The sequence below is a fragment of the Glaesserella sp. genome, from assembly GCF_041817755.1.
In the GTDB taxonomy this organism is placed as follows: Bacteria; Pseudomonadota; Gammaproteobacteria; order Enterobacterales; family Pasteurellaceae; genus Glaesserella.
In genome coordinates this window covers 1-13175 of sequence record NZ_JBGYBX010000033.1, presented here as the reverse complement: position 1 = coordinate 13175, position 13175 = coordinate 1, and the positions used below count along the sequence as shown (strand labels likewise).

At 45.0% G+C, this 13175-nt stretch carries 8 protein-coding genes and 1 pseudogene; 7 read left to right on the top strand and 2 right to left on the bottom strand.

Translation table 11 applies throughout. The features are described from left to right. The first annotated feature begins 1 nt into the window (after window position 1). The 7 genes from dnaE to ACEYKX_RS04245 all read left to right on the top strand — a co-directional run bounded on the left by dnaE (window position 2) and on the right by ACEYKX_RS04245 (window position 9322). Complete coding sequence (gene dnaE / locus ACEYKX_RS04275) at window positions 2-3478, top strand: DNA polymerase III subunit alpha (RefSeq protein WP_373768065.1); 3477 nt, start codon at window positions 2-4, stop codon at window positions 3476-3478. 28 nt (window positions 3479-3506) lie between these two features. Next, window positions 3507-4787, top strand: a complete 1281-nt coding sequence (gene waaA, locus ACEYKX_RS04270; protein ID WP_373768066.1) for a lipid IV(A) 3-deoxy-D-manno-octulosonic acid transferase — start codon at window positions 3507-3509, stop codon at window positions 4785-4787. 1 nt (window position 4788) lies between these two features. Next, a complete protein-coding gene (coaD, locus tag ACEYKX_RS04265; RefSeq protein ID WP_373768067.1) occupies window positions 4789-5265 on the top strand; it encodes a pantetheine-phosphate adenylyltransferase in 477 nt (158 codons plus the stop codon). Window positions 5266-5294: 29 nt separating this feature from the next. After that, window positions 5295-5855, top strand: a complete 561-nt coding sequence (gene orn / locus ACEYKX_RS04260; RefSeq protein ID WP_373768068.1) for an oligoribonuclease — start codon at window positions 5295-5297, stop codon at window positions 5853-5855. Then, window positions 5852-6331, top strand: a complete 480-nt coding sequence (tsaE, locus tag ACEYKX_RS04255) for a tRNA (adenosine(37)-N6)-threonylcarbamoyltransferase complex ATPase subunit type 1 TsaE (RefSeq protein ID WP_373768069.1) — start codon at window positions 5852-5854, stop codon at window positions 6329-6331. Before orn ends, tsaE begins: the two co-directional genes overlap by 4 nt. A 29-nt stretch (window positions 6332-6360) precedes the next feature. Next, window positions 6361-7476 carry an N-acetylmuramoyl-L-alanine amidase gene (locus ACEYKX_RS04250; protein WP_373768070.1) on the top strand — a complete coding sequence of 372 codons (1116 nt, stop codon included), beginning with the start codon at window positions 6361-6363 and terminating at the stop codon, window positions 7474-7476. A 394-nt stretch (window positions 7477-7870) separates the two neighbouring features. Then, a complete protein-coding gene (locus ACEYKX_RS04245; protein WP_373768071.1) occupies window positions 7871-9322 on the top strand; it encodes an alkaline phosphatase in 1452 nt (483 codons plus the stop codon). A 443-nt stretch (window positions 9323-9765) separates the two neighbouring features. Here ACEYKX_RS04245 and ACEYKX_RS04240 read toward each other — a convergent pair. Then, window positions 9766-10917, bottom strand: a pseudogene (locus ACEYKX_RS04240) (family 20 glycosylhydrolase); the annotation flags it as partial. A gap of 111 nt (window positions 10918-11028) precedes the next feature. Next, a partial coding sequence (gene pflB, locus ACEYKX_RS04235; protein ID WP_373780534.1) for a formate C-acetyltransferase occupies window positions 11029-13175 on the bottom strand: 2147 nt, incomplete at its 5' end.

Here is a 13175-nt window from a genome sequence, read left to right as displayed (position 1 = left end):
TATGTCCCAACCTCGTTTTATTCACCTAAAAGTTCACAGTGATTTCTCCATGATTAACGGCTTGGCAAAAGTGAAGCCGTTAGTCAAAACCTGTGTTGCCAACAATATGGTTGCCATGGCGTTAACCGACTTCACCAATTTTTGCGGCTTGGTGCGTTTCTATGGTGAAGCGTTGGGATCCGGCGTAAAACCGATTGTCGGGGCGGATGTCGTTGTTCGCTCGGAGCCTGAGAGTGACGAGGTATACGAGCTCACTTTATTAGCCAAAAACAATACCGGCTATCACAACATTACTCTTTTACTTTCAAAGGCTTATCAAAAAGGCTACATAGAGTTCCCTATCGTGGAAAAAGCGTGGTTGGCGGAACATAACGAGGGTGTGATTTTACTTTCGGGCGGTCGGAACGGAGATGTCGGCAAAGCGTTGCTTAAGGAAAATTTCGCTGAAGCGGAACAACTACTGAACTTTTATCAACAATACTATCCGAATCATTACTATCTTTCCCTTTGCCGAACCGGGCGCTCGGACGAAGAACGTTACATTCAACAAGCGGTCAGTTTTGCGCAAAAATTTGCAATTCCGCTGGTTGCCGTGAATGATGTGATGTTCTTAAAACAGGACGATTTTGAAGCCCACGAAATCCGTGTTGCCATTCACGACAGTTTTACTTTAGACGACCCGAAACGTCCAAAGAAATACTCCGCACAACAATATTTCCGTAGTGAGCAGGAAATGTGCGATCTGTTTGCCGATATTCCACAAGCGATTGAAAATACGATACAAATCGCCCAACGCTGTAACGTGACCATTCGTTTGGGCGAATATTTCTTACCGAATTTCCCGACGGGCGATCTTTCCGTTGAAGACTTCTTAATCAAAAAATCACAGGAAGGGCTTGAAGAACGTTTGGAATTTCTCTTTCCGGATCCCGAAATCCGCAAAGACAAGCGGTCGGTTTATGACGAAAGATTGCAAGTTGAGCTGAATGTCATCAATCAAATGGGGTTCCCCGGCTATTTCTTAATTGTGATGGAATTTATTCAGTGGTCGAAAGATAATGATATTCCTGTCGGACCGGGGCGTGGTTCGGGGGCAGGCTCGTTGGTGGCTTATGCGTTGAAAATTACCGATTTGGATCCCCTTGAGTTCGATCTACTGTTTGAGCGTTTCTTAAACCCTGAACGCGTCTCAATGCCCGACTTTGACGTGGACTTCTGTATGGACGGTCGAGATCGGGTGATTGAACACGTTTCGGAAACCTACGGTCGCCAAGCGGTTTCACAGATCATTACCTTTGGTACCATGGCGGCAAAAGCGGTGATCCGCGATGTCGGGCGTGTACTCGGACACCCTTACAGCTTTGTCGATCGTATTTCCAAACTTATTCCGCCTGATCCGGGCATGACCTTGGCAAAAGCGTTTGAAGCCGAACCGAAACTGCCTGAGCTGTATGACGCCGATGAAGAAGTTAAAGCTTTGGTGGACATGGCGCGTAAGCTCGAAGGTGTAACCCGAAACGCCGGAAAACATGCCGGCGGTGTGGTGATTGCACCGACGGCGATTACCGATTTTTCCCCGCTCTATTGCGATTCGGAGGGTTTGCATCCCGTTACCCATTTCGATAAAAACGATGTGGAATACGCGGGCTTGGTGAAGTTTGACTTCTTAGGTTTGCGCACACTGACCATCATCAAATGGGCGTTGGAAATGATTAACCAACGTCTTGAACGTGAAGGCAAACCGCTTGTTCGGATTGAAAGTATTCCTCTTGATGATGAAAAAGCCTTTAAATTATTAAAAGCGGCAAAAACGACGGCGGTGTTCCAGCTGGAATCGCGCGGCATGAAAGATCTGATTTCACGCCTACAGCCGAGTAACTTTGAAGATATTATCGCGCTTGTAGCATTATTCCGTCCCGGCCCGTTAGAAGCCGGTATGGTGCAAAACTTTATCGATCGTAAACACGGCAATGAACCGATTTCATACCCTGATGCGCAATATCAGCATGAATGGCTACAACCTATTTTAGAACCGACCTACGGCATTATTGTTTATCAAGAGCAAGTTATGCAAATAGCACAGGTATTGGCAGGCTATACGTTGGGTGGTGCTGATTTACTCCGTCGTGCGATGGGTAAGAAAAAACCGGAAGAAATGGCGGCACAACGGGCGATTTTTGAGAAAGGCGCGATCGAAAAAGGCGTGGACGGCGAATTAGCGATGAAGATCTTCGACCTTGTAGAGAAATTCGCGGGCTATGGATTTAATAAATCGCACTCGGCGGCTTATGCATTAGTGTCTTACCAAACCTTGTGGCTCAAAACCCACTATCCTGCGGAATTCATGGCGGCGGTAATGACCTCCGAGATGGACAATACCGATAAAATTGTCGGCTTCTACGATGAATGTATCAATATGGGATTAACCGTCGTTCCGCCCGACATTAACAGTGGTAAACACCGTTTTAGCGTCAATGAAAAAGGTGAAATTGTCTATGGTTTAGGAGCGATTAAAGGCGTAGGCGAAGGCCCGATAGATGCAATTTTGGAGGCTCGCAACAAAGACGGGATTTTCAAAGATCTGTTCGATCTCACCGCGCGTGTCGATTTGCGAAAAGTAAACCGCCGCACCTTTGAAGGTTTAATAATGGCGGGAGCTTTCGATAAACTCGGGCCGCACCGTGCCGCGTTGATGAAAAATTTGGAAGACGCACTGAAAGCGTCCGATCAACATAATAAAATGGAAGCGCTTGGACAGAGTGATATGTTCGGCGTACTGACCGAAACCCCGGAAGAAGTCCAAAACGCTTATGCCAATACGCCGAAATGGGGGGAACAAACCGTTTTGGAAGGAGAAAAAGCTACTCTTGGTTTGTATTTAAGCGGTCATCCCGTAGGGCGTTTTTTAAAAGAGCTTTCCCATTATGCCCCGACCAGATTGAATGAATTACAACCGACTTACCGGGGGCAAACCACAACCGTCGCCGGTTTGATTATGGCTTCGCGTATTGCCGTCACAAAACGTGGTAGCCGTATCGGCATTGCCACAATTGAAGACCGCTCAGGCAAATTGGATATTACACTTTTTTCCGAAGCGTTGGAAAATTACGGTGATTTGCTTGAAAAAGACCAAATTATCATCGCCACGGGATCCATCCAGACCGACGATTTCAGCGGCGGGCTTAAAATGTCCGCTCGTGAATTGATTACTTTGGATGACGCGCGAAGCCGTTATGCCAAAAGCCTTGCTTTAGCCATTAACCAAGAACAGGTTACCCCGAATTTTATTAAAACATTAAAGACCATTATTGAGCCTTATAAAGAAGGTACGTTACCGCTACATTTTTATTATCAAAGCGTTGAAGGCAAGGTACTCCTGAAAGGAAGCGTCGAATGGCGCGTCACCCCAAAAGAAGACATGCTGACAAAACTCAAACATGTATTAGGTGAAAATGCGGTAGAATTAGAGTTTGAATAAATAAGCCGATCCGAGAAATAATATCATCATGCTAATCCGACTTTATACTGTACTGAGCTATCTGATTCAACCACTGATTTTGTTGATGATGTGGAAGCGCGGACTCAAGCTCCCCGAATACCGAAAACGGTTATGGGAGCGCTACGGCTGTTACGGGAAATTAGAAAAACCACAAACCCAGGGCGTTGTCGTGCATGCCGCGTCGGTAGGTGAAGTAATTGCTGCAACACCATTAATCAAAGCGATACAGAAAAAATATCCGTCGTTGCCAATTACCGTCACCACCGTAACGCCGACGGGTTCCGCTCGGGTTAAAGCCGCTTTTGGTGAAAGCGTTGCGCATTTTTATCTGCCTTACGACTTACCCGATGCCGTTAAACGTTTTCTACGTTTTGTCGAACCTAAATTATTTATCGTGATTGAAACGGAATTATGGCCGAATTTAATTCGTCAGATACATAAAAATCACATTCCTTTTGTGATTGCCAATGCCCGGCTATCACCACGTTCCGCCAAACGTTACGGTTGGATAAAATCACACTTACGTAATATGTTTAACGAAATCACCTTGATCTTGGCTCAAGATGAAGTCAGTGCGCAACGTTATATCCAATTAGGGTTTAACCCGCAACGCCTAATCAATACCGGCAATCTGAAATTTGACTTGGAAATTACCGATGAGCTTCGTCAAGAAGTCGCGCAAACAACACAGCATCTCAAGTTGACTGAACGCCCGGTATGGATTGCCGGCAGCACTCACGAAGGTGAAGAGAAAATCATCTTGGAAGCGCATCAGCAGTTGTTAGTGCATTATCCCAATTTGGTATTGATTCTGGTACCGCGTCACCCTGAACGCTTTCAGAGCGTCGAACAGTTACTGCAAAAAATGCAAATACCTTATGTCAAACGCTCGGAAAACCAAGTAGTTTCCGCCGATACCCAAGTGTTACTCGGCGATACCATGGGCGAAATGATGATCCTCTACGGTTTAGCGCAAATTGCATTTGTCGGCGGCAGTTTGGTCAAACACGGCGGACACAACCCGCTTGAACCGATCGCCTTTGAACTTCCGGTCATTTCCGGTGTACATACTTTTAATTTCCCTGAAATTTTTGCAAAATTACGCAGTGTGAACGGCGTAATAGAAATAGACAGTAACGTAACCGCATTGGTTGATGCGGTCACCTACTTCTTGGCTCACCCGGAGCTCGGTAAAAAAATCAGCCAAGCCGGCTTTGCCGTATTAAGTGAAAACCAAGGCGCACTGAAACGCCATCTCACACTATTGGCACCTTATTTAGAGAAATAATATGCAACATACGGTTATTTATGCGGGCACGTTTGACCCGATTACCAACGGACATTTAGACATTATCGAGCGGGCAAGCCGCCTTTTTACTAAAATTATCATCGCCGTGGCGCAAAACCACAGCAAACAACCGTTGTTCAGCTTAGAACAACGTGTAGAGCTGGTCCGCCAAAGCACTCTTCACCTTAACAATATCGAAGTGATCGGTTTTAGCGGGCTGTTGGTGGATTTGGCAAAACAGCATCACGCCGTCAGCCTGATTCGCGGAATTCGCGGTGCTGACGACATTGACTATGAAATCCAACTTGCCCAACTTAATAACGAATTGGCGGGTCGGCTTGAAACCGTTTTCTTCCCGCCGTCCGTACAATGGCGTTATATCTCCTCCACGATGATACGGGAGATTTATCGCCATCAAGGAGACATCGGACAATTCGTCCCGCCGGCGGTTTATGCTGCGATCAAGCGGCTAGATTAAGCCCGAATTTTGCAAAAAGAAGGAATACCATGACCTCACAACATAAACAGAATTTAATTTGGATTGACCTTGAAATGACCGGGCTTGATCCGGAAAAAGACCGTATTATCGAGATCGCTACCATCGTCACCGATAAAGATCTCAACATTCTTGCCGAAGGTCCGGTACTTGCCGTTCATCAATCGGAGGATTTGCTGAATGCAATGAACGAATGGTGCGTGAAAACCCACACGGCAAACGGCTTGGTTGAGCGCGTTAAACAAAGCAAGTTGACCGAACGGGCAGCCGAACTGCAAACCCTCGATTTTATCTCCCAATGGGTGCCGAAAGGTTGCTCACCGATTTGCGGTAACAGCATTGCGCAAGACAAACGTTTCCTGTATCGCTATATGCCCGAATTGGCGGACTATTTCCATTATCGCCATTTGGATGTAAGTACATTAAAGGAACTCGCCAGCCGCTGGAAACCGGATATATTGAAGCAATTCAACAAAAAAAATACCCATTTGGCGTTAGATGATATTCGCGAATCCATTGAAGAACTCAAATTTTATCGTCACCATTTTATTCAGTTAGATAATCCAGAATGACAACAACCCGTTTTTATTTTCCGGATGAAGCCGCCATGCTGCAATTCGGTGAGCATTTCGCCGACTTATTGCAACGTTATTTAACGGAAAATCCGACAGTCGCTTTAGTGATTTATTTAAACGGCGAACTCGGCGCCGGTAAAACGACGCTCACCCGCAGTATCGTCCGTGCTTTCGGACATACGGGTAATGTGAAAAGCCCGACCTATACCCTCGTGGAAGAATATCCTCTTCCGCCGTATACCGTTTATCATTTCGATTTATATCGTTTGGCGGATCCGGAAGAACTCGAATTTATGGGAATCCGCGACTACTTCCGTCCGCAAACCCTGTGCCTGATTGAATGGGCAAACCGCGGACAAGGCATGATTCCGCCGGCGGATATCGTCATTCAAATCGAGTATGCCGATCAAGGGCGACATCTGACCGTGTTGCCTCAACATCATGCGATAAACGCCTTTTTGCAAAAAATTTAAACAAACAGACCGCTTGAGATAAAAGATTTATGTACCAACTAATACACACTATTTTTCGCATCGGCTTGCTTAGCCTGCTACTCTGTAGCGCCACAATCGCCAAAACCATCATCGCGATCGATGCCGGTCACGGCGGCAAAGACCCGGGAGCCATCGGGAAAAATTTAGGACTGAAGGAAAAAGACGTCACCCTGTCTATTGCCAAAGAGTTAAAAGCCCTATTGGATAAAGATCCGAACTTTAAAGCCGTGATGACACGTCGAGGCGATTATTTCATTCAACTGCCGCAACGGACGGAAATTGCCCGTAAAAACAAGGCAAATTACTTGATTTCCATCCATGCGGATTCTTCTCCCAGCTCAAAAAACCTTAAAGGTGCATCCGTTTGGGTATTGTCGAACCGCCGTGCTAACGATGAATTGGGCAAATGGTTGGAAGACCATGAGAAACAATCGGAATTATTAGGCGGAGCAGGGTCCGTGTTATCAAATAATAACGAACGTTACCTGAATCAAACCGTACTGGATTTGCAGTTCTCCCATTCACAGCGTTCCGGCTATGAACTGGGTAAAACGGTACTGAGCAAAATGAGCAACGTGACCCAATTGGTTAAACCTGCGCCACAGCATGCCAGCTTGAGCGTGCTGCGTTCACCGGACATTCCGTCGATTTTGGTGGAAACCGGCTTTTTATCCAATGCCGTTGAGGAACAAAAACTTGCCAGCGCGGCGTATCGTCGTCAAATTGCTCGGGCAATTTACAACGGCTTAGTTGCTTATCGCAGTAAAAACCCGGGTTATACGCCGACCAAAACCACAGAAAAAGAGACCAAGTCCGACAAAGGCAGTCAGGTCAAAAAAGAGAGTACAAAAACCAAAAACAGCAAAACCGCAGAAACCCAAAACAGCAAAGGGAAAAAAAGCAAAGCAGACGTCGTTGAAAGTAAAGGAACGTCGACAAAGTCTACTAAACAAGAGAAGGCGAAATCCGCATCAAAAACCAATACCGACTACCACGTTGTACAAAAAAACGAAACGCTTTACTCGATTGCACGTATGTATAACACTACGCCGGAAAAATTAAGCAAACTCAATAATATTAAAAACAATCACATTTGGGTGGGTAAAAAACTCAAACTCAAATAACTCGAAACAGGCATACTTCGGTATGCCTTCTTTTTTGCAAAAAATCGATGACATCCGAGCGCTTGTAAAAAACATGTCAAGTGTGATCACTGTATCAAAATTCAAAAATCGCCGAATTTACACTATGCACGTTAATCGCATTTAAGGTATATTCGCGCTGTTCGTACTCAGCGGGTCTGCACGACGCTTCATAATAACATTATACTTATACACTCTTTAGGTCATTACTTAACCGAATATGTTGAGATAGGTGAATAATCACTCTAATAAACACCTTATCCGATTGTACTGATTCAAGTGTTGTTGCTTTACCGACAACGCCGTTCTTCAGGTATTAATGCAAAAATTTATCTGAGTAGTTCTATCATTTATCCACAACAAAGAGGTATCTGCTATGAAAAAATTGACGAAAGCAACTCTAGCGTTTTTGATCGGAATGGCAATCAGCCAAGGGGTCATTGCTGACAACACCGCCACACAATCGGGAAAAGCAAAAAATGTCATTTTATTAATCAGTGACGGGGCCAGCCCGAATACTTGGAAAGCCGCCAGCTACTTCCGCCACGGCGCATTAGGCCGTGAAGCGTATGACAGCTTTGATGTCAAACTGTATGCCTCAACCCACCCGTTGAATACCTCAAAAACACCGACGAACACTTTAGAAGGCTCGGTGGTATTTGATTCGTCAAAATTATGGAATGACGATAAATCCGATGTCGGTTTTACAGGCAAATTAGCCCACTACCCGGGATATTTCCAAGGATATGATTATGCCAGAACGGACTTTACCGACAGTGCTGCAGCGGCAACGGCGCTTGCCAGCGGACAGAAAACCTATAACAGTGCGGTTAACTGGTCAAATAACAATACCCCAATCAAAAATATCGGTGAATACGTCGTCGAAAACGGCAAGGCTTTAGGCGTTATTACCTCCGTGCAATGGAGCCATGCCACCCCGGCAGGTTTCCTTGCCCATACGCCTGAACGTAATAATTACGAGGATATTGCCAAAGAAGCGATTACATCCAGACGGGCTTCCGTCATTATGGGGGCAGGACATCCATATTACGATCAAAACGGTAAAGCGACCACACCGAAAGAAGACAAAGCCTTCCGCTATGTCGGCGGTAAAGAAAGTTGGGATAAATTGACCTCCGGTAAAACCGATTATGCGCTAATTGATAAAAAAGACGATTTTATTGCCTTAGCCGAAGGAAAATTAGACCTGAAAGGAAAGAAAAAATTGATTGGTACCGCACCGAATAACGCAACCCTACAATTTAGCCGAGACGGTGTGACCAGCGGTAATCTGTTAGCAAATCAACCTGACTTAACGACAATGGCAAAAGGGGCATTAAACATCATCAGTCAGGATCCGGACGGCTTCTTCTTAATGATTGAGGGCGGTGCGGTTGACTGGGCGGCTCACGCCAATAATTTACCGCGCCTGATTGAAGAACAAATCGCCTTTAACCTCACGGTTGAAGCCGTTGTCGATTGGGTCGAGAAAAACAGTTCATGGAATGAAACTTTAGTCATTGTTACCACCGATCACGGTAACGGTGTGCTACTCGGACCGGATTCCAACTCAAACTTCTATTCGGAAATTATCAACCAAGGCGCAGGTGCGTTACCGTTAGTCCGCTGGCATTCCGATAACCATACGCGCGAGCTAGTGCCGGTCTTTGCTAAAGGTGCCGGTGCGGGATACTTCTTGACCGTTGCTAAAGACGAACCGAATTTAGGACGCTATTATAACGCTCCGAAGGAAAGCCAACGTTTCGTCGATAATACGGATGTTTTCCGTGCTGCAATGAATGCGTTCGGTTTTAAAGAAGATAAATAATCCGCATACGCACGCCCCAATTCGGAGCATTCACTTGTGAAAAATGCGCTGACAAGCGGTCTGTTTGTCGCGCATTTTTGCAAATCCGTTTGGGTATCGCCTTATTCCGTCACCACCGTTATCTCGCTATCTACCCATAATCGTTGACTCTCACATTCATACAATTGAAAGGACTTATTTCGTTGCATTGTCGTTTCCGACTGCTTTTTACACACCGACGGTAACCTCAGTTGATGTCGCTTCAACCCTTGAATCCATATTGTGAGCGATTGTTTTTGTCCTGTATTCAACAAATAAACTGCTTGATTATAATTGTCCAATAGAATCGTCGTATTATCGTCAGCTTGAGCTAAGTCGATGTAGGTCGTTTGCAATAGCTTTTCAAAATGATTTTCCGCCAATGCGGATAAGGATTGGCTGCTTTCCGGATGTCTCTGCGAAGCGGCATTCGTTTTGCGAATCACTGTTTCCAATAATTCACTTGTATATTTTTGAATCGTTTCCGCTGATAACGTTCCGGCGTCTTCACCCCAAATAGACAAGGAAGCGCCTAAAACATTATCGGTATGCTTCACCATATTTTGCTTATTCTGGCCGTCCCAAACCCCAAGAGACCAATTTTCCAGCGCATCCCGCATGGCGTAATTGCTGTCGTGTGACGTCAACGAACCGGATTTCGGATTCAGATACAAATAATAAGAGTTGTAATTGAGCACCTTAAATCCTTTTGCCACCAATTCCGGCAGACCGACTCTGATCTGGCGCCGCTTATCCGCCTCTTGCTGATCTTGCGTATCGCCGTCATAACTCCAATAGGTGATTTCAATATGAGGATGCAGTTGATCCACCGTTGCGCGGATCACTCCGTCATTCCACATTCGGGTGATAAGCCCTTTTTGCCTTAAAAAATCATTTAACGTATTCGCATAAGTGACAAACTCATGATTGCTGTCCACGCTATAACCGAATTCATCGCCGCCAATATGAAAATGTTGACTGCTATCGCCGAAAATATCGATCACTTCCGTCATTAAACTTTGGATAAACGCCATACTTTTCGGATTCGTCATATCAATTTCATCTGCATTCCATTTGGATTTCAATGAGCCTGCATATTCTTGCCCATACTGTTTTTCCAACAACGTAAAAATGCCGTTCATATGATTCGGGCTGCCAAGCTCGGGGATCAATTCGATGTTTTTTGTTTTGGCGTACTTAGCGATCTCCGCCAATTGCGCATAACTTAAAAAAGGTTTGTTGGTCTGCGGATTAATATAAATCCCTTTTTGATCTTTTCTTGCATTTTCGGTGCGTTGATGAAGAATTGTGCTCTCTAATGCGTAATTTTCATGATCGGAAAAATGCAAATGCAAAAAAGTGCCGCCCGAACGGTGAATCACATCAATAAACGCTTTAATCACCTCAACAGGATAGAAATGTCGTGCAATATCTAAAGTCAAACCGCTTTCTTTATAAGCCGGCACATTTACCGAGTTAATTTGGCGAAGTTCGCTGATCGGCGGATTGGCATAAACCGAATGTGATAAGCACAATGCCGCACCAAGCAAAAACCAATGTGTCAAAAACCGCTTTATCTTTCTTTTAGCGGCACCGAATAATTCTATAGGCATATAAATCACTTCTTTTAAAACTAAAAAAATCCGCCCGTTCGGGCGGATTTTCTGACTACGGTGAAATGAAATCAATTACATCGTTTTGGTAAAGGTACGCGTAATCACATCCATTTGTTGTTCTTTAGTTAAAGAGTTGAAACGCACGGCATAACCTGAAACACGGATGGTTAACTGCGGATATTTACCCGGATTTTCCATCGCATCCAATAACATTTCACGGTTCATGACGTTCACATTCAAGTGTTGACCACCTTCGATGGTTGATTCGTGGTGGAAGTAACCGTCCATTAAACCTGCAAGGTTACGTTTTTGTGATTCAAGATCTTTACCTAACGCATTCGGCACGATTGAGAAGGTATAAGAGATACCGTCTTTCGCAAAGGCAAACGGTAGTTTTGCCACCGAGGTTAACGATGCAACCGCACCTTTTTGGTCACGACCGTGCATTGGGTTTGCGCCCGGTCCGAATGGTGCACCAGAACGACGACCGTCCGGGGTATTACCTGTTTTCTTACCGTAAACCACGTTTGAAGTAATGGTTAATACAGATTGTGTTGGTGTTGCATTACGGTATGTTTTGAGTTTCTGAATTTTCTTCATGAAACGTTCAACAAGATCAACGGCAATATCGTCTACACGGTTATCGTTGTTACCGAATTGTGGATATTCGCCCTCAATTTCAAAGTCAACCGCCACATTTTTCGCGACGCCAACGACTTCACCCGCTTTATTTTTGATTTCAATATCGCCACGGATTGGTTTGACTTTCGCATATTTGATTGCAGAAAGTGAATCCGCCGCCACGGAAAGACCGGCAATACCACACGCCATCGTGCGGAATACGTCACGATCATGCAACGCCATTAATGCCGCTTCATACGCATATTTATCGTGCATGAAGTGGATGATATTTAACGCGGTCACATACTGTGTTGCCAACCAATCCATAAAGCTGTCAAGACGAGCCATCACATCATCGAAATCCAAGTATTCGCTGGTAATCGGATCAGTTTTCGGACCGACTTGATCGCCGGATTTCTCATCGATACCGCCGTTGATTGCGTATAGTAAGGTTTTCGCTAAATTCGCACGCGCACCGAAGAACTGCATCATTTTACCGACAATCATCGGACTCACGCAGCACGCAATCGCATAGTCATCGTTTTGGAAATCAGGACGCATTAAGTCGTCGTTTTCGTACTGAACGGATGATGTCTCGATAGAGACTTTCGCCGCATAGCGTTTGAAACCGTCCGGTAAACTTTCAGACCAAAGAATCGTTAAGTTTGGCTCCGGAGATGGTCCCATCGTATAAAGCGTATGTAAAATACGGAAACTGTTTTTCGTCACCAATGTACGACCGTCTAAGCCCATACCAGCCAATGTTTCCGTTGCCCACATCGGGTCGCCGGAGAATAATTGATCGTATTCAGGTGTACGTAAGAAACGCACCATACGAAGTTTCATCACCAAATGGTCAATTAACTCTTGTGCTTCTTGCTCAGTGATTTTGCCTGCTTTTAAGTCACGTTCAATGAACACATCCAAGAAGGTTGAAACACGACCGAAAGACATTGCCGCACCGTTTTGGGATTTAACTGCCGCCAAATAAGCAAAGTATGTCCATTGCACCGCTTCTTGCGCATTCGTTGCCGGATTGGAAATATCATAACCGTAAGATGCCGCCATCTCTTTCATTTTACCTAAAGCACGGTGTTGTTCGGCAATTTCTTCGCGTAATTGGATAGTCGCTTGGATATCATCACCCGCTTCTAATTTTGCTTGTAATGAATTGAACTGCTTAACTTTGTCTTTCATTAAGAAGTCTGCGCCGTAAAGTGCCATGCGACGATAGTCACCGATGATACGACCACGACCGTACGCATCCGGAAGACCGGTAATTACGCCTGATTTACGACAACGTAAAATATCCGGAGTATACACGTCAAATACGCCTTGGTTGTGCGTTTTACGGTACTCGGTAAAGATATGTTCGACTTCAGGGTTAAGTTCACGACGGTAAACTTTACAAGAACCTTTTACCATGTTGATACCGCCAAACGGCATAATTGCACGTTTTAACGGTGCATCGGTTTGAAGACCAACGATTTTCTCTAAATCTTTGTTAATGTAACCCGGTTTGTGAGAAGTAATGGTTGACGGAGTATCCGTATCAATGTCATACGGTTCGTGGGTTTTGTTTTCCACTTTGATTTTTT